This window comes from Cupriavidus taiwanensis, assembly GCF_900250115.1.
Taxonomy (GTDB): Bacteria; Pseudomonadota; Gammaproteobacteria; order Burkholderiales; family Burkholderiaceae; genus Cupriavidus; species Cupriavidus taiwanensis_B.
The window spans coordinates 2,583,680-2,606,420 of the sequence record NZ_LT984804.1; the positions used below are offsets into that span (position 1 = coordinate 2,583,680).

The 22,741-nt window shown below is 70.1% G+C and carries 21 protein-coding genes and 1 pseudogene; 15 read left to right on the top strand and 7 right to left on the bottom strand.

What is annotated here, in order from left to right:
* The first annotated feature begins 227 nt into the window (after positions 1-227).
* From fliF to CBM2586_RS28250, 11 genes are all read left to right on the top strand, one after another.
* Positions 228-1,940: a flagellar basal-body MS-ring/collar protein FliF gene (gene fliF, locus CBM2586_RS28200; protein WP_115691133.1), complete on the top strand. Its 1,713-nt coding sequence runs from the start codon at positions 228-230 to the stop codon at positions 1,938-1,940.
* The gene (gene fliG, locus CBM2586_RS28205) at positions 1,927-2,937 is read left to right on the top strand and encodes a flagellar motor switch protein FliG (protein WP_018005565.1); all 1,011 of its coding nucleotides are present in this window, start codon (positions 1,927-1,929) and stop codon (positions 2,935-2,937) included. The genes fliF and fliG overlap by 14 nt, the downstream gene beginning before the upstream one ends.
* Positions 2,924-3,739, top strand: coding sequence for a flagellar assembly protein FliH (fliH, locus tag CBM2586_RS28210; protein WP_115691135.1), 816 nt, complete (start codon positions 2,924-2,926; stop codon positions 3,737-3,739). The genes fliG and fliH overlap by 14 nt, the downstream gene beginning before the upstream one ends.
* The gene (fliI, locus tag CBM2586_RS28215; RefSeq protein WP_115691137.1) at positions 3,732-5,210 is read left to right on the top strand and encodes a flagellar protein export ATPase FliI; all 1,479 of its coding nucleotides are present in this window, start codon (positions 3,732-3,734) and stop codon (positions 5,208-5,210) included. Before fliH ends, fliI begins: the two co-directional genes overlap by 8 nt.
* Positions 5,176-5,634 carry a flagellar export protein FliJ gene (gene fliJ / locus CBM2586_RS28220; RefSeq protein ID WP_115691139.1) on the top strand — a complete coding sequence of 153 codons (459 nt, stop codon included), beginning with the start codon at positions 5,176-5,178 and terminating at the stop codon, positions 5,632-5,634. The genes fliI and fliJ overlap by 35 nt, the downstream gene beginning before the upstream one ends.
* A gap of 50 nt (positions 5,635-5,684) precedes the next feature.
* On the top strand, positions 5,685-7,106 hold the full coding sequence (locus CBM2586_RS28225) for a flagellar hook-length control protein FliK (RefSeq protein ID WP_115691141.1): 1,422 nt from the start codon (positions 5,685-5,687) through the stop codon (positions 7,104-7,106).
* Positions 7,107-7,382: 276 nt separating this feature from the next.
* Positions 7,383-7,799: a type II toxin-antitoxin system HicB family antitoxin gene (locus tag CBM2586_RS28230; RefSeq protein ID WP_115691143.1), complete on the top strand. Its 417-nt coding sequence runs from the start codon at positions 7,383-7,385 to the stop codon at positions 7,797-7,799.
* A 31-nt stretch (positions 7,800-7,830) separates the two neighbouring features.
* Positions 7,831-8,496 carry a DNA oxidative demethylase AlkB gene (gene alkB, locus CBM2586_RS28235; protein ID WP_115691145.1) on the top strand — a complete coding sequence of 222 codons (666 nt, stop codon included), beginning with the start codon at positions 7,831-7,833 and terminating at the stop codon, positions 8,494-8,496.
* Positions 8,497-8,580: 84 nt separating this feature from the next.
* Positions 8,581-9,069, top strand: coding sequence for a GFA family protein (locus CBM2586_RS28240; RefSeq protein ID WP_115691147.1), 489 nt, complete (start codon positions 8,581-8,583; stop codon positions 9,067-9,069).
* Between the two features lie 283 nt (positions 9,070-9,352).
* On the top strand, positions 9,353-9,856 hold the full coding sequence (locus tag CBM2586_RS28245; protein WP_115691149.1) for a hypothetical protein: 504 nt from the start codon (positions 9,353-9,355) through the stop codon (positions 9,854-9,856).
* 59 nt (positions 9,857-9,915) lie between these two features.
* Positions 9,916-10,743: a BamA/TamA family outer membrane protein gene (locus CBM2586_RS28250; RefSeq protein ID WP_240987942.1), complete on the top strand. Its 828-nt coding sequence runs from the start codon at positions 9,916-9,918 to the stop codon at positions 10,741-10,743.
* A 37-nt stretch (positions 10,744-10,780) separates the two neighbouring features.
* On the opposite strand, the gene cysK is transcribed toward CBM2586_RS28250, so the two are convergent.
* Complete coding sequence (cysK, locus tag CBM2586_RS28255; protein ID WP_115666041.1) at positions 10,781-11,698, bottom strand: cysteine synthase A; 918 nt, start codon at positions 11,696-11,698, stop codon at positions 10,781-10,783.
* Between the two features lie 224 nt (positions 11,699-11,922).
* On the opposite strand from cysK, the gene CBM2586_RS28260 reads away from it, so the two are divergent.
* Positions 11,923-12,687 carry a sulfite exporter TauE/SafE family protein gene (locus CBM2586_RS28260; RefSeq protein ID WP_115691154.1) on the top strand — a complete coding sequence of 255 codons (765 nt, stop codon included), beginning with the start codon at positions 11,923-11,925 and terminating at the stop codon, positions 12,685-12,687.
* Between the two features lie 35 nt (positions 12,688-12,722).
* Here CBM2586_RS28260 and CBM2586_RS28265 read toward each other — a convergent pair whose 3' ends face one another.
* From CBM2586_RS28265 to CBM2586_RS28275, 3 genes are all read right to left on the bottom strand, one after another.
* A complete protein-coding gene (locus CBM2586_RS28265; protein WP_115666039.1) occupies positions 12,723-13,340 on the bottom strand; it encodes a DUF938 domain-containing protein in 618 nt (205 codons plus the stop codon).
* Between the two features lie 108 nt (positions 13,341-13,448).
* Positions 13,449-14,909 (bottom strand): alpha/beta hydrolase family protein, encoded by a 1,461-nt coding sequence (locus CBM2586_RS28270; RefSeq protein WP_115691156.1) that lies wholly within the window; start codon positions 14,907-14,909, stop codon positions 13,449-13,451.
* Between the two features lie 279 nt (positions 14,910-15,188).
* On the bottom strand, positions 15,189-17,189 hold the full coding sequence (locus tag CBM2586_RS28275; protein WP_115691158.1) for a PhoX family protein: 2,001 nt from the start codon (positions 17,187-17,189) through the stop codon (positions 15,189-15,191).
* Between the two features lie 268 nt (positions 17,190-17,457).
* Between CBM2586_RS28275 and CBM2586_RS28280 the strand changes: the two genes are divergently transcribed.
* Together CBM2586_RS28280 and CBM2586_RS28285 are read left to right on the top strand one after the other, a co-directional pair.
* Positions 17,458-18,075, top strand: a complete 618-nt coding sequence (locus tag CBM2586_RS28280; RefSeq protein ID WP_115666036.1) for an IMPACT family protein — start codon at positions 17,458-17,460, stop codon at positions 18,073-18,075.
* A complete protein-coding gene (locus tag CBM2586_RS28285; RefSeq protein WP_115666035.1) occupies positions 18,068-18,376 on the top strand; it encodes a 2Fe-2S iron-sulfur cluster-binding protein in 309 nt (102 codons plus the stop codon). The genes CBM2586_RS28280 and CBM2586_RS28285 overlap by 8 nt, the downstream gene beginning before the upstream one ends.
* A 30-nt stretch (positions 18,377-18,406) precedes the next feature.
* Here the strand turns inward: CBM2586_RS28285 and CBM2586_RS32705 are convergent.
* Positions 18,407-18,573 (bottom strand): annotated as a pseudogene (locus CBM2586_RS32705) (type II toxin-antitoxin system VapC family toxin); the annotation flags it as partial.
* Positions 18,574-18,608: 35 nt separating this feature from the next.
* Positions 18,609-19,706, bottom strand: coding sequence for an extracellular catalytic domain type 1 short-chain-length polyhydroxyalkanoate depolymerase (locus tag CBM2586_RS28290; RefSeq protein WP_115666034.1), 1,098 nt, complete (start codon positions 19,704-19,706; stop codon positions 18,609-18,611).
* Positions 19,707-19,838: 132 nt separating this feature from the next.
* Here CBM2586_RS28290 and CBM2586_RS28295 point away from each other — a divergent pair, with 132 nt between their 5' ends.
* On the top strand, positions 19,839-20,039 hold the full coding sequence (locus CBM2586_RS28295; protein WP_115666033.1) for a DUF3606 domain-containing protein: 201 nt from the start codon (positions 19,839-19,841) through the stop codon (positions 20,037-20,039).
* A gap of 54 nt (positions 20,040-20,093) precedes the next feature.
* Here CBM2586_RS28295 and CBM2586_RS28300 read toward each other — a convergent pair whose 3' ends face one another.
* Positions 20,094-22,613, bottom strand: a complete 2,520-nt coding sequence (locus CBM2586_RS28300; RefSeq protein ID WP_115691160.1) for an esterase-like activity of phytase family protein — start codon at positions 22,611-22,613, stop codon at positions 20,094-20,096.
* Positions 22,614-22,741 lie beyond the last annotated feature (128 nt).

Below are 22,741 nucleotides of genomic sequence, written 5' to 3' on the forward strand. Positions count from 1 at the left end.
CGGATTGTGCCGCTCAAGTCTGGCCGATCATTGCCACCGTGCCGGAGGAGCGCGGGCCTTCGACCCGCGCCGCCCGCCGGCATTGACCAGACAACCATCGATTCGGGAGTACGCGTGTTTTCTCTGCAGCGTAATGTGAGCCGTGCCGTGTGCCGCGCCGACGACCAAGGCGGTCAGCATCGCCCGTGCCGCCGCGAGCGTCGCGGTGCCGGATGCGGAGCACGCGCATGACCGCGGCAGTGGCAATGCCCGGGCGTCCGGCCGAAATGCTGGAGCGCCTCAAGGCCAACCCGAAGCTGCCGCTGATGCTGGGCGGCGCAGCCCTGGCCGCCGCGATCGCGGTGGGCGTGCTGTGGTCGCGCGGCCCGGACTACAAGGTGCTGTACAGCAACCTGTCCGAGCGCGACGGCGGCGCGGTGCTGCAGTCGCTGCAGCAGATGAACGTGCCGTACAAGTTCGCCGAAGGCGGCGGCGCCGTGATGGTGCCGGCCGAGAAGGTGCACGAGACGCGCCTGCGGCTGGCCTCGCAGGGCCTGCCCAAGAGCGGCACCGCCGGCATGGAGCTGATGGACAACCAGAAGTTCGGCATCAGCCAGTTTGCCGAGCAGGTCAACTACCAGCGCGGGCTGGAGGGCGAGCTGGCGCGCTCGATCGAATCGATCGCCGCGGTGCAGTCCGCGCGCGTGCACCTGGCGATGCCCAAGCCGACGCTGTTCGTGCGCGAGCGCCAGAAGCCGACCGCGTCGATCGTGCTGCAGCTGTACCCGGGCCGCGCCATCGATGAAGGCCAGGTGGCGGCGATCAGTCACCTGGTGTCGTCGAGCGTGCCGGAGCTGACGCCCAAGTCGATCTCGATCGTCGACCAGCACGGCAACCTGCTGTCGAACACCGGCAACGAGCGCATGCTCGACGCCACCCAGCTCAAGTACGTGCAGGCGCTGGAGCAGAACTACCTGAAGCGCATCGAGACGATCCTGACGCCGATCGTCGGCAAGGACAACGTGCGCGCGCAAGTCACCGCCGACGTCGATTTCTCCATCGTCGAGCACACCGACGAGAGCTACAAGCCCAACCAGGACCCGAGCCGTACCGCGATCCGCAGCCAGCAGACCAGCGAATCGACCCAGCAGGGCGCAACCCCGCCGGGCGGCGTGCCCGGCGCGCTGTCGAACCAGCCCCCCGCCGCCGCCGCCGCGCCCGTGACCACGCCGCAGACACCGCGCGCGGGCCAGGCGCCGGGCCAGGCCGGCGCACCCGCCGCGGGGCAACCTGGCCAGCCTGGCCAGGCCGCGCAGGGCGCCACCGCCACCGCATCCAGCGGCCCGAGCAGCAACCGCCGCGACTCCACCGTCAACTATGAGCTGGACCGCTCGGTGCGCCACGTGCAGCAGGCCCCGGGCGGCGTGCGCCGGCTGTCGGTGGCGGTGGTGGTCAACTACCGCCAGCAGGCCGATGCCAAGGGCAAGCTCGTCGCCGAACCGCTGCCGCCGGCGCTGCTGGCGCAGATCCAGAACCTGACCAGGGAAGCGATGGGGTTCTCGGCCGAGCGCGGCGACTCGATCAACGTGGTCAACAGCCCCTTCACCGCCGAGCGCGAGAAGGCCGAGCCCGAACTGCCGCTGTGGAAGCAGCCCGACATGATTGCGCTGGGCAAGAGCCTGGCCGGCTACCTGCTGCTGGCATTGCTGGCGCTGTTCGCGTGGTTCAAGGTGGCGCGCCCGATCCTGCGCCGCTACACCGCGCCGCCGCTGCCGGCGCCGGAACCCAGGGACGAGACCGAGGCGGTGCTGCTGCCGCCGGAAGAGCCGGCCAATCCGGAAATCCTGCGGCTTGCCGCCAAGTATGAAAGCGACCTCGCGCTGGTGCGCGACGCCGCCCAGCGCGACCCCCGCCTGGTCGCCAGCGTGATCAAGAACTGGATTAGCAATGACAACCGCTAAGGGCATCTCTGAATCGGGCCTGCAGAAGAGCGCGGTGCTGATGATGGCGATCGGCGAAGATGCCGCGGCCGAGGTGTTCAAGCACCTGTCGCAGCGCGAAGTGCAGGAGCTGGGCTCGGCCATGGCCACGCTCAGCTCGGTCACGCGCGAGGAAATGGCCGAGGTGCTGGGCGAGTTCCGCGCGGAGACCGAGCAGTACCTGGCGCTGAACGTCGATTCCAGTGCGTTTATCCGCAGCGTACTGAACAAGGCGCTGGGCGAGGAGCGCGCGCAGTCGGTGATCGAGGACATCCTGGAGTCGCGCGATCCGGGCGGCGGCATCGACTCGCTGAACTGGATGGATGCCACCGCCATCGCCGAGCTGATCCGCGACGAACACCCGCAGATCATCGCCACCATCCTGATCCACCTGGACCGCCAGAAGTCGTCCGAGGTGCTGGGGCTGTTCACCGACCGCCTGCGCAACGACGTGATCCTGCGCATCGCCACCTTCGGCGGCGTGCAGCCGGGGGCGCTGCAGGAACTGACCGACGTGCTGACCAAGCTGCTGGCGGGCCAGAGCCTGAAGCGCAGCCGCATGGGCGGCGTGCGCACCGCGGCCGAGATCATCAACCTGATGAGCACGGCGCACGAAGAGGCGGTGATCGACGGCGTGCGGCTGCACGACGGCGACCTGGCGCAGAAGATCATCGACGAGATGTTCCTGTTCGAGAACCTGCTCGAGGTCGACGACCGCGGCATCCAGCGCGTGCTCAAGGAAATCGCCACCGAATCGCTCATCGTCGCGCTCAAGGGCGCGCCGCAGGAGCTGCGCGACAAGTTCATCCGCAACATGTCGACCCGCGCCGGCGAGATGCTGCGCGAGGACCTGGAAGCGCTGGGCCCGGTGCGCGTGTCGCAGGTCGAGGCCGAGCAGAAGGCCATCCTGCAGGTGGTAAGGCGCCTGGCGGATGCGGGCGAAGTGCAGATCGGCGGAGGCGACGATGCCTATGTCTGAGGCAGACCCCGAGCGCGGGAACGCGCGCCGCGCGCTGGGCGCGGATCCGCTCTCCTCCCTGGCGGGCAACGGCACGGCCGCCGCTGCCGGCGGCTTCGCGCCGTTCGAGCCACCGCGCCGCGCGCGTGGCGGTGCGGCCGGCTGGCAGCGCTGGCAGATGGGCTCGCTCGATCCCCGGCATGCCGGGCCGCTGGAGACGCTGGCCGCCGTACCGGCCGAACCCGCGCCGCCGCCGATCGACTTTGCCGCCCTCGACGCGATGCGCGAAGGCGCGCGCAAGGAAGGCTATGCCCAGGGCTACACCCAGGGCCAGACCCAGGGCTACGGCGACGGCCATCGCGAAGGCTATGCGCGCGGCCTGGAAGCCGCCCGCAATGAGGCCGCGCAGCTGCACGCGCTGGCCGGCAATTTCCGCAGCGCGCTGGGCAAGGTCGACGACGCGGTCGCGCATGCGCTGGTGTCGCTGGCGCTCGACGTCGCGCGCCAGCTGGTGCGCGCGACGCTGGCGCAGGACCCCGCGGCCCTGCTGCCGGCGGTGCGCGAGCTGCTGACCAGCGAACCGGCGCTGTCCGGATCGCCCAGCCTGCTGCTGCACCCCGACGACGTGGTGCTGGTGGAGACCCACCTGCACGGCGAACTCGCCGCCGCGGGCTGGACCGTGCGCGCCGATCCGTCGGTGGCGCGCGGCGGCTGCATCGCCAGCGCCGCCAGCGGCGAGCGCGATGCCACGCTGCCCACGCGCTGGACCCGCGTGGTGCGGGCGCTGGGCCGCGACGACCCATGGGAGCCGCCGCATGGCTGATACCGCGCAGGACACCCGCGACGCCGCGCACGCCCACACGCAACGCTGGATCGGCGCGCTCAACGGCGCCGCCGCCGGCATCGCCGGGATCGACAGCAAGCGCAGCTGCGGCCGCCTCACGCGCGCCGCCGGACTGGTGCTGGAAGCCGTGGGCCTGCGCCTGCCGGTGGGCAGCGATTGCCTGATCGAGCTGCCCGCCGGGCAGTTCACCACCGACAGCAACGGCCCGCGCACCGCCGAAGCCGAGGTGGTCGGCTTCGGTGCCGACCGCCTCTACCTGATGCCGCAGTCCGACGTGGTCGGGCTGTTGCCGGGCGCGCGCGTCTACCCGCTGGAGCCGTCGCCGCAACCGGCCGGCACCAGCGCGCCGCGCGAGCCCGGCTCCAAGCGCCTGCCGGTCGGCGCCGGCCTTTTGGGCCGCGTGCTGGATGCGGCGGGCCGCCCGCTGGACGGGCTCGGCCCGCTGGACGCGGCGATGGAAGTGCCGCTGGCGGGCGAGCAGATCAACCCGCTGATGCGCGCGCCGATCGAAACCGTGCTCGACACCGGCGTGCGCGCCATCAACGGCATGCTGACCGTCGGCCGCGGCCAGCGCATGGGGCTGTTCGCGGGCTCCGGCGTGGGCAAGAGCGTGCTGCTGGGCATGATGGCGCGCTACACCAGCGCCGACGTGATCGTGGTCGGCCTGATCGGCGAACGCGGCCGCGAGGTGAAGGAGTTCATCGAGAACATCCTGGGGCCGGAGGGCCGCCGCCGCTCCGTGGTGGTGGCCGCGCCGGCCGACTGCTCGCCGCTGCTGCGCATGCAGGGCGCCGCCTATGCAACGCGGCTGGCCGAGTATTTCCGCGACCAGGGCCAGCACGTGCTGCTGATCATGGATTCGCTGACGCGCTACGCCATGGCCCAGCGCGAGATCGCGCTGGCGATCGGCGAGCCGCCCGCCACCAAGGGCTATCCGCCGTCGGTCTTCGCCAGGCTGCCGACGCTGGTCGAGCGCACCGGCAACGGCCCCGAGGGCGGCGGCTCGATCACCGCGTTCTACACCGTGCTGACCGAGGGCGACGACCAGCAGGACCCGATCGCCGATTCAGCGCGCGCCATCCTCGACGGCCATATCGTGCTGTCGCGCAGCCTGGCCGAAGCCGGCCACTATCCGGCCATCGACGTCGAGGCCTCGATCAGCCGCGCCATGACCGCGCTGATCCCGCATGAACAGTTCTGCTCGGTGCGCCGCTTCAAGCAACTGATGTCGCGCTACCAGCGCAACCGCGACCTGATCAGCGTGGGTGCCTACGTGCCCGGCAACGACCCGGAACTGGACCTGGCAATCCAGCTGCATCCGCGCATGGAAGCCTTCCTGCAGCAGGACATCCACGAGCGCGCCGGCTACGCCGACGCCATCGCCGCGCTGCACAGCCTCTTCGACAGGAGTGAACATGCTCAAGCATTCACCGCTCAACACGCTGGCTGACCTGGCCCAGACCGACACCGACGCCGCCGCGCGCGAGCTCGGGCGGCTGCAGGGCCTGCGCACGCAGGCGCAGCTGCAGCTCGACCAGCTCACGCAGTACCGCCAGGAATACCGCGAGCGCATGCAGGTGGTGGCGGCGCAGGGCATCACCTCCAGCCGCTGGCAGGATTTCTCGCGCTTCCTCGATTCGCTGGACCAGGCCATCCGCCAGCAGGGCGCGGCCCTGGCCAAGGCCGAGGCCGACCTGCTGGCCGGCCGCAACCGCTGGCAGCACCAGAAGCGCCGCCTGAACTCGTTCGACACGCTGATCGCGCGCGCGGAAGCGAAGCAGGAACAGGTGGCCGCGCGCCGCGAGCAGCGCGCCAACGACGAATACGCCGCGCGCCTGGCCCGCACCGCAGCCAGCCGCCTGAGCGAAGCCTGAACGACGCCCGGGCGGCAACCACCCGCCAGGCCACACCGTAGCGAATCCCCATGATCGATATCAGCCAGATTGTCAGCAGCGCCGCCAACGCGGTGGAAGGCGCCCGGCGCGCCAGCGCCGACACCGCCAGCGGCTTCCGCGACGCGCTGTCGCAGGCCCGCGACAGCCACAAGGCGGCCGCACCGGCGCCCGCCACAAAAGAAACGGTGGCGCGCGACAAACCCGCGGCGCGGCCTGCTGTCGCGCAGGCAGACGCCGGCAAGCCACAGCATGCCGCAGCCAGCGGCAAGAAGGCCGCTGCCGCCGAGCAGGAGCAGGACAAGGAAGACGTGGCGACGGCAACGCCGACGGATGCCGCCGCCGCAGCGGCCGCATTGGCGCTGATGCTCCCCGCCGCAGCGCCAGCAAACCCCACGACCGTGCCAGCCGGCGGGGCAGGCGCCGCTGTCGCCGGCATGGCCGACGCCGGCAGTGCCGCGGCGCTGCAGGCAGCGCTCAGCGGCACCAGCGCGACCAATACCACCACGCCAACCCGGGTCGACGCCGGCACCCCGGCAGGCCCGGCTGACGGCACCGCGTTGCCCGACCCGTTGCAGGCGGTCGCCGCCGGGTCCCGGCCGGCGCCGCCGTCGGTCGCCGACACGCTGGCCACCATCGCCTCGCAGCGCGCGGCGCTGCAGCCGGGCGCCAGCGCCGATGCCACAGCCGGCGCCACGCCGGCCGTTGCGGGCGACGCACTGGCGGTGCGTCAAGGGGAGATGCCGGGCCAGGACACCGGCGCCTCCGCGGGCGGATCGGGGCATCGGCCCGACAGCGGTCTCGGCCAGCATCGCGCCGATCCGCTCGCCGCCAATCCTGCCGCGCAGGATTTCCGCACCGCTGCCGGCCAGTTCGCCGCCGCGCGCGCAGGCGAGACCGCCGCGACCAGCCCCGACAGCGCCCCTGCCATGGCCGCCACGATGGCCGGCCAACCCACTCCGGCCTCTGCCGCCGCTGCCGCCAGCCGGCCCATGGTCGCCCCGCCGCTGCACGACAGCCAGTGGCCGCAGGCCCTGGGCCAGCAGATGGTCCGCCTGGGCACGCAAGGCCAGCAAAGCGCCGAACTGCAACTGAACCCGCCCGACCTCGGCCCGCTCAAGGTGGTGCTCAACGTGGTCAACGACCAGGCCCAGGCGCAATTCGTCTCGCCCCATCAGGCCGTGCGCGCCGCGGTCGAAGCCGCGCTGCCGCACCTGCGCACCGCGCTGTCGGAAAACGGCATCCAGCTGGGCCACACCTCGGTCGGCGCCGATGGCTTTGCCAGCCAGGCCGGCAACGGCAACGGGCAGCAACAGCAGGGGACTGGGCACGGGCGCACACAAGCCAGCTTTGGTGGCGCTGCGGTGGCGGCGGCAGAGCCGGTGCCAACGGCCAGTGCAGCGGTACGGTCAGCGCGTGTGCTGGGGCTGGGGGAGATTGATACGTTTGCGTGAGAGCGCCTTGCAAAGGCAACGCTTGCCACGCCGATGGTTTTCTCTCCTCTCCCGCTTGCGGGAGAGGGGGGTGAGGGCGGGCGCTGGCATACCATCGCACGTCACTTCGTCGAAGCATTGGCCCTCACCCGAACCCTCTCCCACAAGCGGGAGAGGGAGTACACCGACGCTGCGCACAGCCGGCGGCACGCAGTGCAGCGTTGAGGATGGCTGCTGGCAGTGGTAAGCATTATTGATTACCATACAAGGCTCCGTTGACGTGGGAGAAGTTCCAATATGCTGCGTTTTCCCGCCAACATCGTCCCCGACGGCGACGGCTTTGCGGTCTCGTTTCCCGATATCCCGGAAGCCCTGACCGGTGGCGCTACCATCGAGCAGGCCCAGGAGATGGCCGCTGATGCGCTGGCCACGGCCATGGAGTTTTATTTCGAGGACGGCCGCCCGGTGCCGCTGCCCTCGAAGGTCGCGCGCGGCCAGCATCTGGTCGAGCTGCCGGCAAGCATGTCGGCAAAGGTGCTGCTGCTCAACGAGATGATCGCGCAGGGTGTGACGCAGGCGGAGCTGGCACGCCGGCTGCATACCCGCAAGCAAGAAGTGCAGCGCATTGTCAACCTTGGTCATGCGACCAAGATCGACACGATCGAAACCGCGTTCCGGGCGCTGGGAAAGCGGCTGGAACTGAAGGTCGCCTGAGCGCGCCAGGCCACCGCAGCATTCCCCCACCATGACGTTCGACCTGTTCGACGACCTGCCCGAAGACCGCGCCACCAGCCCCGCCATCGAGCCTCTCGCCGCCGACGGCGCCATGGTACTGCGCGGCGCGGCACGGGCCAATGCCGCAGCCCTGCTCGCCGACGTGCAGGCCATCGTGGCCGTGGCCCCCTGGCGGAACATGGTCACCCCCGGCGGCCTGAAGATGTCGGTGGCGATGACCAACTGCGGCGCGCTCGGCTGGGTCTCCGACGCGCGCGGCTATCGCTATGACCCGCTCGATCCGCTGAGCGGACAAGCGTGGCCCGGAATGCCGGCGAGTTTCCGTCACCTGGCCGCCAGCGCGGCGGCGCAGGCGGGCTTTGCCGGCTTTGCGCCGGATGCCTGCCTGATCAACCGCTATGTGCCCGGCACCCGCTTGTCGCTGCACCAGGACCGCGACGAGCGCGATTTCACCGCGCCCATCGTTTCGGTGTCGCTGGGGCTGCCCGCGGTGTTTCTGTTCGGCGGCATGCGCCGTGCCGACAAGCCGCAGCGGGTACGGCTGGCGCACGGCGACGTGGTGGTATGGGGCGGGCCATCGCGCCTGGCGTTCCACGGCGTGGCGCCGCTCGCCGACGGCGATCATCCGCTGCTGGGGCCGCTGCGCATCAACCTGACGTTCCGCAAGGCGCGCTAGGCGCCAGCCCGGCCTTGGCACTTTGCCGGCGGTTTTCTACAGTCAATGGACTGTCCCGGACGCCACCCTGCCAAGGTTCCTCCCATGCATCTCGACGGCTCCTGCCATTGCGGCGCGGTCCACTTCTCGCTCGAATCCGATTCGCCCTGCCCTTACATGCATTGCCATTGCTCGATCTGCCGCAAGACCGCGGGCGGCGGCGGCTATGCCATCAACATCGGCGGTGACGCCGCCACGCTGCGCGTGCGCGGGCGCAAGCACCTGGGCGTCTACCATGCGGTGCTGCGCGAGCCCGGCAAGCGCGCGCGGCGCTCGCCGGCGCAGCGGCATTTCTGCGTGAAGTGCGGCAGCGCGCTGTGGCTGTGGGACCCGCGCTGGCCCGAGCTGCTGTATCCCCATGCCTCGGCCATCGATACGCCGCTGCCGCGCCCGCCGGAGGTGGTGGAGGCCTCGCTGGAATCCGTGGCGCCGTGGGTCGACGTGCCGCGCGGCAAGGGCCATTTGCACTGCGATACATGGCCGGAGGACTCGCTGGCCGACTGGCACAGGCGGCACGGCCTGCTGTCGCGCTGAACCGGGCCCGCGCGATCTGAACGTTTTCGGCGGGAGATCTTATTCTTTCTTGCCGACGCGGCCATTGCCACGGATTGGCCGCCGCGCGCATTGCCTCGCGCGGCGCGCACCGGTATCTTCTGGCGACCACCATGCAGAACAGCCAGGGAGAGCCATGCCGCCAGGTGCCGCCGCGGCCGCCACGCAACGCCGCACCGGGTGCGCCGCACGCTGGCCGCGTACCGCGGGCACGGCGGTCCTGCTGGCGGCGCTGGCGTGCATGCCAATGGCCGCATGAGCCTGGGTGGCCGGCCACGGCGGCGAGGTGGCGGCGACCACCAGCGCCGTGCCAGGCAGCAGCGCCTCGGCCGGGCCCTACCGCGGCTATGTCGGTCCGCCCGCGCAGCCGGGCACCGGCGAGGCCGCCGCGACCCCGCGCCAATGGGACCGGGCCTTGCCGTTCTTTGCCCAGCGCGTGATCGACAAGGGCTATGACCTGCCCAATCCCTATGACATCGGCTATTCGTATTTCGATGGCCAGCAGCGCTACCAGCTCACCGGGCTGAGCGTTTCGGCGGGCAGCGCGCCGCTGCGCAGCGCGGACTTCGTGCGCTTCGACCAGTCGCGCATCCGCAATACCTCGAACCAGGTGCAGGTCGGCGCCTGGCTGTTCCCGTTCATGAACGTCTATGGCATGCTCGGCTCGGTGCGCGGCAGCGGCGATATCGGCATCAGCTTCTCGTCGCTGACTGAGCTGGAGCGCTTCTTCGGCATCGACGTGGGCTGCGGCGGGACGATCGGCTGCTGACGCGGCTGGGCGCGTCCCTGCACGGCTTCGTCACCACGCGCGGCGCCATCGGCCTGGGCGTGGACAACACCACCTTCTTTGCCGACGACAGCTACCGCTTCGTGGTCACCGGCGCGGTGCTCAACATGCCGACCTTCTATTGGGGCATCGGCTACGACCGCGCCAGCGACGATGCCAACAAGGAAGGCTATACCCGGCGCGAGTTCTTCCTGCAGCCGCGCCTGCTGATGCGGGTGCGGCCCAACATCTATGTCGGCGCCGGCTTCTCGGTGCAGAACGACGATGCCACCAGCCTGCAGCGCGGCGCGGCCAGCGCGCTGGCCACCGATGCCAACGGGCCGCATGTGTTCAGCGCCGGCGTGACCGCGCATTTCTCGTACGACACGCGCGACTTCCTGCCCAACCCCTATGCCGGCCAGGCGCTGATCGCCAATGCCGCGGTGTACCGGCGCGCGCTGGGCAGCAATACCGATTTCGAGACGCTGGAATGGTCCTATGACCGCTACCATCGCCTGCGCGCGCGCGACGTGCTGGCGTTCGACCTCTACGGCCGCTTCAGCTGGGGCGACGTGCCGTGGAACATGCTGTCGCAACTGGGCGATAACAAGCGCATGCGCGGCTATTTCCTGGGGCAGTACCGCGACCGCAACGTGGTCATGGCGCAGGTGGAATACCGGCTGCATATCGCCGGCCGACAGGGCATGGTGTTGTGGGCCGGCACCGGCGCGATCGCGCCCAAGCCCGGCGACCTGGCCTCGGCGCACTGGCTGCCGAACGCCGGCATCGGCTACCGCTTCGAGTTCAAGCCGCGCGTCAACGTGCGGCTCGATGCCGGCTTCGGCCGCAGCACGCGCGGCGTCTACTTCCAGATCAACGAAGCGTTCTGAGCGCGCGCTCGGAACGCGGCCGGCCCGCGATCGCCGCTCAGGCGGGCAGGAAGCCTTCGACCGTCAGGTAGCGCTCGCCGGTGTCGTAGTTGAAGCCCAGCACGCGCGCGTTCGCCGGCAGTTCCGGCAGCTTCTGCGCGATCGCCGCCAGCGTGGCGCCCGACGAGATCCCGACCAGGATACCCTCCTCGCGCGCGCAGCGACGCGCCATGTCGCGCGCGGGCTCGGCGTCGACCTGGATCACGCCGTCGAGCAAGGCGGTATCAAGGTTCTTCGGGATAAAGCCTGCGCCGATGCCCTGGATCGGGTGCGGCGCCGGCGCGCCGCCGGAGATCACCGGCGAGGCCACCGGCTCGACCCCGAACACCTTCAGCCGCGGCCATTTCTCCTTGAGCACCCGCGCGCAACCGGTCAGGTGGCCGCCGGTGCCGACGCCGGTGACGAGCGCGTCGAGCCCCTCGGGGAAGTCGTTCAGGATTTCCTGCGCGGTGGTGCGCGCATGCACGTCGGCATTGGCCGGGTTCTCGAACTGCTGCGGCATCCATGCGCCCGGGGTGGCGGCCACCAGTTCCTCGGCGCGCGCGATCGCGCCCTTCATGCCTTTCTCGCGCGGGGTCAGGTCGAAGGTGGCGCCATACGCCAGCATCAGGCGGCGGCGCTCCACCGACATGCTGTCCGGCATCACCAGCACCAGCTTGTAGCCCTTGACCGCGGCCACCATGGCCAGGCCGATGCCGGTGTTGCCCGAGGTCGGCTCGATGATGGTGCCGCCAGGCTTGAGCACGCCGCGGCGTTCGGCGTCTTCCACCATCGCCAGCGCGATGCGGTCCTTGATCGAGGCCCCCGGGTTGCTGCGTTCGGACTTGATCCAGACCTCGTGGCCGTTGCCGAACAGCCGGTTGATGCGGATATGCGGGGTGTTGCCGATCGTCTGCAGGATGTTCTGGACCTTCATCGTGTTCTCCGTGGCGGGCGGGTGCGTAGCGGGTGCGTAGCGGGTGCGTAGCGGGTGCGTGCCGGGCGAGCCTGGCAGGCCGCGCAGCGCAGGGTCGAATGACCCCGCCGATTTTAGTGCAAAGCGCCGGGCGGGGCCGCGCGCGTATGATTGAGGCCACCGCGCCGTGCCCCGCTTGCTCCGGAATCCGGCCTGTAATCCCCCCGCATTGCCCCCTTGCACCGATGCCTGACCACCTGCTGCTGTCCTCCCTGCTGATCTTCGGACTTGGTGGTTTGCTCGGCGCGGTGGGCGGGCTGTTCGGCATCGGCGGCGGGCTGATCGCGATTCCGGCGCTGGGACTGCTGTTCGGCATGGACCAGCAGCTGGCGCAGGGCACCGCGCTGGTAATGATCGCGCCCAACGTGCTGATCGGCTTCTGGCAATACCGCAAGCGCGCCGACATTGCGCTGCGCACGGCGGTGGTGCTGGGCTTGTCCGCAGTGCTGGCGACGTGGCTCTCGGCGCGCGCGGCCACCGCGATGGATGCGCAGCTGCTGCGGCGGATCTTCGCGCTGTTCATGATCGGCATGGCGCTGTACTTCCTGTGGCGGCTGCTGCCGGGACGCGCGGTAACGGCGTCGCAGGCGCGCGTCTCGCCGCGCTGGATGCCGCTGGTGGGCGTGGTCGGCGGCCTGTTCTCGGGCTTCTTCAGCGTGGGCGGCGGCGTGGTGGCCGCGCCGGCGCTGGTCGGCCTGTTCGGGCTGCGCCAGGCGGCGGCACAGGGCCTGGCGCTGGCGCTGGTAACGCCCGGCGCGGTGGTGGCACTGGCCACCTATGCCCATGCCGGCCAGGTCGACTGGGCCAGCGGCATTCCGCTGTCGCTGGGGGGCATGCTGACCATCTCCTGGGGCGTGGCGCTGGCGTACCGGATGCCAGAGCGCCGCCTGCGGGCCCTGTTTGCGGTGTGCCTGATCGCCACCGCGGTGGTGATGCTGGTGCGCGGCTGAAGGCCGGGGCACCCCGCTAATCCGCGCGCGGCGTCTTACTTGCGCAGCACCAGGCAAAAGTTGTTGGCCGGCATCGGCACCGGCTCGTCGCAGCGCAGGCCCTGCGTCGCGCCCAGCGCGATCACGGCCTCCATGTCGCGCACGCCCCAGTCGGGGTCGGTGGCGCGCAGCTGCGCGTCGAAGGCGGCGTTGCTGGGCGCGGTATGCGCACCGCCGCGGCGATAGGGGCCGTACAGGAACAGCACGCCAGCAGGCCCCAGCAGCCTGCCGGCGCCCGCGAACAGCGCCTCGGCCGCGGCCCACGGCGCGATATGGATCATGTTGATGCAGACCACCGCATCGGCGGCGTCGATGCCCCACGGCTGGCGGCAGACATCCAGCGCCAGCGGCGCGCGCACATTGGCCAGGCCGGTGTGCGCGGTCCAGGCCGCGATCGACGCGCGCGCGGCGGGGTCCGGATCGCTCGGCTGCCAGGTGATGCCCGGCAGCGCCGCCGCAAAGTGCACCGCGTGCTGGCCGGTGCCGCTGGCGATTTCCAGCACGGTGCCGCTGGCGGGAAGCACCTGGCGCAGCACCGCGAGGATGGGCTCGCGGTTGCGCTCGGTGGCGGGCGCCATGCGGCGCGCGTCGGGGTCGTGGGTCGGAGCGGTCATGATGGCAGGTGCAGGCGCAAGCAAGGAAACGGGCCTAGCGTAGCAGAATCGGCGCGCGGACCGCGCCGCGCGCCACGCCGTCAGGCTGCCGCTCCGCCGATCAGCAGATCAGCCCGGCGCGCACGGGAACGCCTGCGCCACCGACGGCCGCAGCGCCGCCGTGGTCGGGCTTTCGTCGCCGCTTGCCAGCGTGTTGTCGGTAAACTTGCAGCCGTAGGCCGGGCTGGCCACGGTGGCGGCGTCCAGCACCTCGTCGCCGGCCGGCTTCACGCCATTCTGCTCCCAGTTGACCATGTCGTCGAAGGCCCGGGCCTGTTCGGCCACGGTGAAGTCGCAATGGCTGACGCCGCGGATCGCGCGCTGCACCAGCCATTGCGCGGTGCCGTTGGCATCGGCGCGGCGCTTGTAGATCTGCTCCATGCTGAACGGCACGTACATGTCGCCCAGCGTATGCAGCGTCACCACCGGCACACCGATGCGCGCATTGGTCCCGGGAATCCAGCGCAGGCCGTCGCTGCGCGCGCGGTTGGCCTCGGCGCTGCCGGTGACGCGGAAGATGCCCGTGTTGAACGACTGCTCCGCCGGCGACTGCGCCGGGTCGTTGTCGAACTGGAAGCTGATGCCGGTGGTATTGACCACGTTCTGCGTCAGGATGCCATTGACCGAGCCGTCCTGGCCGAAGGTGCTCCACACCGCGTCCTGCAGCGCCTGCGCGCCCGGGCCGCCGAAGCCCCAGTCGAACAGCGGCCGTTGCCCGCCGGTCAGGTTGCGCACGATCGCCTTGAGGGTGTCGCCCTGCGCCGTGGTCTGGCCGGGATAGGTGGTGAACAGCGCCGCGCGCACCGCCGGCGCGATCTGCGCCCAGTTGGCGACCGGCCACGCCGTTACCGGATAGCCGGCCAGCTGCTGCGCGGCGGTCTGGTAGGCGCCGAAGTAGTTGAACAGCTCGGTATCGCCCAGCACGCCGCACATCGGCACCGCGCCGTGGTAGCGCACCTTGTGGTTGGCGGCCTGGATGTTCTCCTCGTCGACCGCCGCGGCGGAGATATGGCCGCCCATCGAATGGCCGACGATATAGGTGCGCGCCGGCGCCGCCAGCGTGCGCCCGTTCTGCGCGGCAATGCGCGTGAAAGCCAGCGCCAGGGCATTGGTGTCTTCCAGGCCGGCGCGCACGTCATAGTAGTTCTTGGCATAGCTGGACGCAGCCCAGGCGTAGCCATTGGCCAGCAGGTGCCGCCGGATGCTGGGAAGGGTCACCGACAGTGTCGCGCCGGTGCCGGCATAGCCGTGGGCATACATCACCAGCCGGCCGTTCCAGTTCTTCGGCACCTCGATGCGGTAGCCGGCGCCATCCTGCACGCCCCACCAGCGGTCGGCCTCGGGCGCGCCTGCCAGCGCCGCGAACGGCAGCGTGGCCGCATCCATGGTGAAGGTGCGGTCGTCCTGCGGGCGCTTTGCTTCGGCCTGGGGCGGCGGGGTCTGCGCCGGCTCGTCGTCATCGCCGCCGCAGCCGTACAGCAGCGTGGCGGCGAGGCACAGCATCGCGGCTTTCCCGACAGCTCGTTTCATGCCTGGTCTCCTTTGTGATGCGGATCTTGTTGTCCTGGGCGGATGGCGCGCCGGCGAAGTGCCGTGGCGGGCGCCCCCACCACTGTAGGACACGGTGGCGCAAGCCGCATGGAGGCCATCCTCGACGCGCTGGGGCCGTTGCAACGGATGCGGGTTAGCCCCGGCTCGCCTGAACCGATCGTGCGTGCTAGCGGATCCGCGGGCGATTACAGACAGCGACGCCCCAATGCAAACGGCGGGCCGAAGCCCGCCGTCCTCATCGCCGCACGCAGCCGCGCGTCAGGCCCTGGCCAGCCTGACGCCGGTGGGGTCGCCGGTCAGGTAGCCAACCGCCGCGCCGAAGCGGTCCTTGTAGTTGGCGCGCACCAGCGGATCGAGCTGCGCCTTCACCTTGTCGTGCAGCGGCGACTCCCAGTCGCCGACATGCTGGAAGTTGCTCATCACGTAGGTCCAGCCGTTGATCTCGTCCACCGCATGCAGGCCGGTAGACTCGGCGCCGGCCGGGCACGACAGCACGCGGCTCAGCACCTTGGTGTCGACGTTGTAGGCCCACAGGAAGTTGTTGACGTGGGTGTTGCTGTCCTCGCCGACGAACAGCGTGCGCAGCTTTTCCGAGAACTTCAGGTTGTCCGGCGTGGCCACCTTGTCGGGGTTGGCAAAGTTGCCCAGCGCGTCCTGCTGCTTCATCTTGCCGCCGCCGAGGTCTTCGCTGACCAGCGCCGGCACCGCCGCCATGTCGACCGGTACCCATTCGCTCGCGATCGCCGTGCCGGTCTTGTCGGCCTGGCCGCCCTTCAGGTTGAGCTCATAGACCGCGCCCGAGTACGGGCCTTCCACCTGGATGTCGACGGCATTGGCGGCGTTGCCCGCCAGCATGCTCGACTCGATGCGCGACATCGCCGAATAGGCCTTCTTGTCCTTGATGTTGACGGTGGTGCCTTCCATCTTGGTAAAGCCCAGGCTGCCGCCGACCAGCGCGGCATAGCGGTGCGTTTCCAGGAACGCCGCGGCCTTTTCCATGCCGGGCATCAGCTTCACCCAGTTCGGCTTGCCGTTGTAGAGTATGCGGGCGTAGCTGGCATCGGCCGGGTCGGCGGTCTTGACGTCCATGATGTCGGCCAGCCGGATGCCGCCGTCGACCAGCGCGCGGATCTCGGCGCTGGTGGCGCTGCCCAGGCGGAGCCACGACAGCGTGGCGCTGCCCGGGCCCGTGCCCGAGGTCTGGTGCCACCTGGCCACGTACAGCGTGCCGGCGGACAGGTCGCGCGCCTGGTCGGCGATAAACAGGAACAGGCCGCCGTTGGTGGCGTCGTCGCCCATCAGCACGGTGCGCTCGTCCGGCATGACCTGCACCAGCTCGTGCGAGATGCGGCCCAGGCAGTAGTGCTTCTTGATGGTGCCGGTGCCGTCCGGATTCACCGTGACTTCGGGCAGGTGGCCGTAGTTGTAGGCGTTGGCGCGGGCCGGGTCGCCGTAGAGGTTGCGGCTGTAGCCCTGCAGCTGCGTGACCGCGTTGGCATCCATCAGGTCGGTCTCGTACTCCTCGCTCGACAGGTGGGTATTCCACGGCGACAGGCTGGCGCCGCAGGTGATCCACAGGCCGTTGACGCCGGAGGTGTCGACGTTGTGGTACTTGACCGGGGTCAGCTTGCCGCTGCCCGGGTCCTGGTCCAGCGTCAGCACCGCGATCGGCGACGGCAGCAGCCCGTACATGCTGGCATTGCCCTGGTTGCGCGTGGTGTATTCGAACTGCACCACCGCGAACACCGTGTTGCCCTTGACGCCCGGCACGGTCGGGTTGGCCAGCGTCAGCAGCGAGCTGCCGTCCGGCGCGTCGGAGAAGAACTGGCGCTCCTTGCCGGGCACCGAGGTATCGATGATCGGCTGGTTGTTGATGTCGTAGTAGCCGCCCGCCAGGATGGTGCCACCCTTGCCGTCGGGCAGGTTGTCGCCGGTGACGAAGAAGGGCTGGTAGGCCAGCTTGTAGGTCTGGCTGCTGCCGTCGCTGAAGGACACCGTGAGGCTGGAGCCGACCGTGGTGGTCGCCATGGCCTCGGGCGTGGCCAGCGTCGGAGCGCTCATCGGCACGAACTCGGCAGTGGTGAAGGTGGCGGCCGGGCCCGGCGCGGGTGCCGGGGCGGGTGCCGGCGCGACGGCGGCGTCATCGCCGCCGCCACAGCCTGCCAGCAGGCTGGTGGAGGCGAAGCCGAGCGGCAACATGGGCGCGCCGGCCAATAGCTTCAGGGTCTTGCGACGGCCAGCATTGGGTTGTTCAAGCATGTTTTCGATCCGGGGAAAGGAAAGGAATGGTTCACTGCATGTTTGCGCCAGTCCCGGGGGGTGGAACCAGGCACCTGTTGCACAGGCGGCGGCGGGCGTCATCGCGCACGTCCGGGGCGGATCGTAGGCGCCGTTTGTGACACCAGGTTGACGATGCAACACAAAGCGCTGCGAGCCTGGGGCGAGCCGGGCCGCTGCGGTACACTGCGGCCTTGCTTCCGCGGCCCGGCCGGCGCGGATTCCCGTACCAGTTCCGCGCTGCCCGCCCTTGCCCACCTACACGCTAGCCACTCCCGTCCACGCCGAGATCGAGATCCGCAAGAGCCGCTTCCTGGCGCTGGCGCTGCCGGTTGCCGACCGCGACGCCGCCATGGCCGCGCTGCAGGCGCTGCGCGCCGAGCACCCCACCGCCACCCACGTGTGCTGGGCGCTGCTGGCCGGCGGCGCCTCCGGCATGTCCGACGACGGCGAACCGTCCGGCACGGCCGGGCGGCCGATTCTGGAAGTGCTGCGCCACCACGACCTCGACGGCGTGCTGGCGGCGGTGGTGCGCTACTACGGTGGTGTCAAGCTGGGAGCCGGCGGGTTGGTGCGCGCTTACACCGATGCCATCGCCGCGGCCCTGAAAGGCGCCGAAAGGGTCGAGCGCATCACCTTCGGCACGCTGGCGGTCGCGGTCGACTATGCCGACGAGCCGCGCGTGCGCCGCTGGCTGGACTACGAGGCGCCCGCGGGCTGCACGCTGGCCGAAACCGGCTATGGCGCGCTGGCCACACTGGTGCTGCGCATGCCCGCCACGCAGCTCGACACCGCGCGCGACGCGCTGCGGGACGCCACCCATGGGCGCGCGCAGTTTCCCCAGGCCGAGGATGACGCCCATGGCTGACCTCGCCGCCCCGGACGAAAGCGCCGAATTCACCGCACAGGTGCTGCCGGGATCTGCCCGCTTCGCGGCGCCGGCAGCGCTAAGCCTGCTGGAAGCGGCGCTGCTCGAAGGCGTGGCGCTGCCCAATTCATGCCGCAACGGCACTTGCCGCGCCTGCGCCAGCCGGCTGCACGCGGGGACGGTCCGCTACCGGATCGAATGGCCGGGGCTGAGTCCGGACGAGAAGGACGAGGGGCTGATATTGCCCTGCGTGGCTTGTCCGGCGAGTGATGTGGTGTTTGAGCCGGTCCGGCTGGGATAGCTGCGATCAGACTAGCCGAATGGGCCCCGGCTATTGGGCAACGAGCGGATCCGAAGTCAGCAGCGTCAGGCCTTCCACGGTCCCCTGGGCAACGAGAAGCCGGTCAACCGGATCCTTGTGAACCGGGGGAAGGCAATCGATCGCTACCGATGATCGCTGCGGATGGCCAGTTCAATGTAGCCGTTATCCAGCAAGCCAACTATCCATGCGCCCGCTGCAGTCGCCGTTTCCCCTAGACTTCAACCGCCAGAAAAAACCGCAACGCCAGCTTCAACCCATCCGGCCCCGCCGGATCCGAAAACGCATGCCCGCCGGTCCCGCCGCTCCACGCGTGGCCCAGGCCTTCCACCCGCACCAGCCGCAGGTAGGGCGACCTGCCCTCGTACCAGTCGAACACATCGATGGCACGGCGCTGGCCGCGCTGGATGCGCCGCGCCGGCACGCCGGCCAGCGGCGGTGTGCCTTCGGGCTGCAGGTGCATCCACATGCCGGCCGCGGCGGTGGCGTTGCTGAAGTCGACCACGTGGTCGGCATCGCCATGCAGCAGCAGCAACGGCGGCGGGCGCCGTCCCGCCAGGCCGAGGCGCAGTGCCTGCATGGCCTTGGCGTCGGGCCCGCGCTGTCCGCGCATGGCGCGCGTGGCCTGTGCCGCATTGCCGGCGCTCCACGGCACGGCGCCGGAATGCGAGCCCACCGCGGCAAAGCGCGACGGGTAGCGCAGCCCCAGCATCAGCGCCATCGCGCCGCCGGCGGACAGGCCCAGCACGCTGACGCGGTCCGCCGCGACCGGATGGCGGCGGCAGGCCTGCTCGACCAGCGTCATCAGCAGCCCGGCCTCGAGGGTGCCCTGCGCGGCGGGCCGGAACCAGTTCCAGCAACGCTGCCCATTGGCCTGCGAGCTCTGCTCGGGCAGCAGCACCACCCAGCCCGATTCGCGCGCTACCGCGGCGGCGCGCGTGACCGCGGCAAAGCTGGCGGCGTCCTGGCCGCAGCCGTGCAGCAGCACCAGCATCGGCGCGGGGCGCGACGCGGTGGCGCCCGCCGGCACGAAGATGCGGTAGCGGCGCGGCGCCAGCGGCGCACCCCACGCGCCCTCTTCCCAGCGCCCGCTGCCGCGGCTTTGCGGCGCCGCCACCGGCGAGACCACGCCGGACAAGGCGCGCTGCGTGGCGGCCGTGACTGCAGCCGATTGCTTCACCGCGTTGCGCACGATGGCCTCGGTCATCGGCTTGGTGAGGTTCTTGTTGACGGCGCGCTGCATCTGGCGTGCGTGGCGGGATGCGGTCTTGTTCAGCGCGGACCAGAGCTTCGCGCCGGGGGAGCGGGGCATGCGGCTTCCTGTGCAAGGGATCACCGCCACATGATATGCGCTGCCGCCGGTGCAACTTGCATGCAACGCGCGCGGGATGTCTGGCTACAATGCAAGGACCGTGTCGCCCCCAGACACGAACCGGAGGCAAGCATGAGCGATGTGACCAGCGAGTTCAGGCCCCTGGATCCGGGCCGCATCAACCTGATGGATCCGCTCGAAGTGCAGTACTGGTGCCAGGAGCTCGGCTGCAGCACCAGCGACCTGGAAAATGCTGTCGACCAGGCCGGCGATCATATCTCGGCGGTGCGCGCACAGCTGGAACAGCAGCACGCGGGCGCCCGCTCCGGCTGACATCCCCAACCTGGCGGGGATGCCAGCCCGCAGCAGCTTGCGCAGCCTGGCGTCCTAGCCGCCGAGGTTGAGCGCCCTGGGCAGCCGGATCTGGATGAATTCGCTGTCATCCGGCATCCTGCTGCCGACATGCCGCCCCACGCTGAACGGGAAGTTGTTGTCGTCGATCACCAGCAGCGTGGTCGCGTCCAGCACCAGCACGTCCTCGATGGTGTTGAACGGCATGCCGAATGGATCGCCCAGCGCCACGTCGCCCGGGGCGCCGCCGGCGCTGATGCCCGACGGGTCGCGCAGCGCCATCAGGTTGGCCAGTTCTGACTTGGCGACATAGTCGCCCGGCTTGCCCAGCGTCACCTGGAACAGCTTCTTGAAGCCGTTCAGGTCGCCCTGCGAGCCGTCGCGCTCGATGACAAGGCCCTCGCCGGCGTTGAACAGGATGAAATCGCCGATATTGGTGCCCCGCTCGTCGAGCCGGTACTTGTATTGCACTCCGGTGTACCGGCGCGTGGCGATGTCGAACTCCGAGATCAGCAGCGTCTTGCCGTCGTGGCCGGCCAGCGGCAGTTCCAGCAGCGGATAGAGCTTCTTGCCGTCCGGGCTGATCGCCATGCCCTCGAAGCCGCCCGAGCGCTTCGCGCGCGGCGGGTTCGACGTCGCGGTGGCGCGGTACGGCCAGTACAGTCCCGCCATCCACGGCGTGTTGGCGCCGGCCTCGTCCTGCATGTTGGTGCCGTCGTCGCTGTTGACCGGGTCGCCGTAGATGGGGAAGTCGCCGAACAGGTACACCGTGCGGATCCCCGGGAACTTCTCCTGCACGCGCAGCAGCGTGCGGAAGTCGAAGCTCTGGATATCAACGCGCTGCGCCATGCCGGCGGCACTGATCACGCCCGCCAGCGTGTCGGCCATCTGCTCGGCGCCGACGGTGCGGTCCTTGTAGACGTTGCCCTTGCCGTCCCTGTCGCTGCGGGGGTTGAGCTTGGTCTCGAGATTGAAGCGCACCGCCTGCGCGTTCTTTACCCGTCGCGCCGCCTGCGCATGGCCCTGGCCGGCGCCGGTGCTGTAGTACGCGACATAGGCGCTGACCAGGTCGAACACGTCCTGCGCGCGCGGCACCACGTAGGGGCTGGCGTAGCCCTTGCCCGCCGCCACCGCCGCCGACACCGGCGACAGCCCCACATCGTTGCGCTGGCTCGGACCGCGGAACAGCTTGTCGCAGATGTAGGTGGACTGGATCTGTGCCACGGTCAGGTTCTTGATCAGCACTTCGTCGGCGGCGCCGTAGGGCGCGCCGTCGGCGCGGCGGCACTTGACCGATTCGATATAGGGATCGTGCTTGAGCACCGCGACACCGTCGGCGGTGATGCCGACATCGGTCTCCAGCGTGGTCATCAGGTTGTCCAGCGCGGCTTCCATCGCCGGCAGGGTGTTCTCCGGACGCAGGTCGCGCGCGCCGCGGTGGCCCTGCGCGTCGAACTTGGCGGCATCGATCAGGCCGTCGGCGCTCAGGTAATCGCCAGGCTTGCCGTCGCCGTTGGCATCGTACGCGGCGACGGCCGCGTAGAGCAGGTCAGGCCGGTCCGAGATGATGCCGTTGACGCCGGCCTTCAGCAGCTCGGCCATCTTTGCGCTGTCGTTGACGGTCCAGGTCACCACGCTGTAGCCGGCGGCCTTGACCGAGGCCAGGTCGAGCGTGTCGGACACCGCCGGCGCCAGCCCCGGCTGCGGATTGCTGCCGCGCGCGTAGTGCGCGTCGGGGCTCGACCTGACACCGTTGAGGTCGTACTTGAGCTGTACGTAATAAGGCGCGAACACCGGCGCGCGGGTGCCGCCATGCGCGAAGGCATGCGCGCGCACCGCGTTCATGACGCGCACCGGCGTGGCCTCTTCGTTGAACGGGTTTTGCGGCGAAAGGATATCCTTGCCGGGGTTCTCGAAATCCGGCAGCGGGATCGGCGCTTCCAGCAGTACGCCGTTGGCATCGGTATGCAGCAGGAACGGGCCGAACTCATCGCCGAACCACAGCGTGCCGTCGCTGGCGCGCTGCATGCTCTCGATATCGAAGTCGGCCCCGGTCAGCACGCGCTCGCTGGTGAACTGGTTCGTGATCGCGAACTTCACATGCCGGTTCGGGTCCTTCAGCTCGATAAAGCTGCGCACCGCCACGCTGCCCGCGCCGCCGGCCGCGGTCCTGAACATGGGCGCCACCGTGTAGACGCGCAGGTTGAAGTCAGCCGAGTTCTCCAGCGACCCATAGCCGTTGTCGGCCATCACCATGAAGCTGCCGTCCGGATTGCGCAGCACCGCCGAGAAACCCTGCACCGGCTGCGAAGCGAACGGCGCGGCCTGCCCGTTGAGGTCGCCGGTCACATAGCGCCCCGACTGCGGGCCGCTGGCAAACGTGGCGGCGGGCAGCACGGCGCGGCCCACCAGCGTGGGCGCGCTGACTGCGGGCGTGCCGCTGTCGCTGCCGTTGTCGCTGTCATCGCCGCCGCATGCCGCCAGCAGCGATGCCGCCACCGCGGCGCTGGCCAGTGCCGCGCGGGTCCGGCGCGAAGGGAAGACGCTCAGGCGCATTGCAGGGTTCCTGGAGTTGGGCAATGCGCCATGGTGGTGGGCCGATATGTCGGCTTGATGTCGCTTGCGTGACAGCATGAGCGACACGCATCAATCGCGCCCACGCATGCGGCCCTTACTCGCGTTAA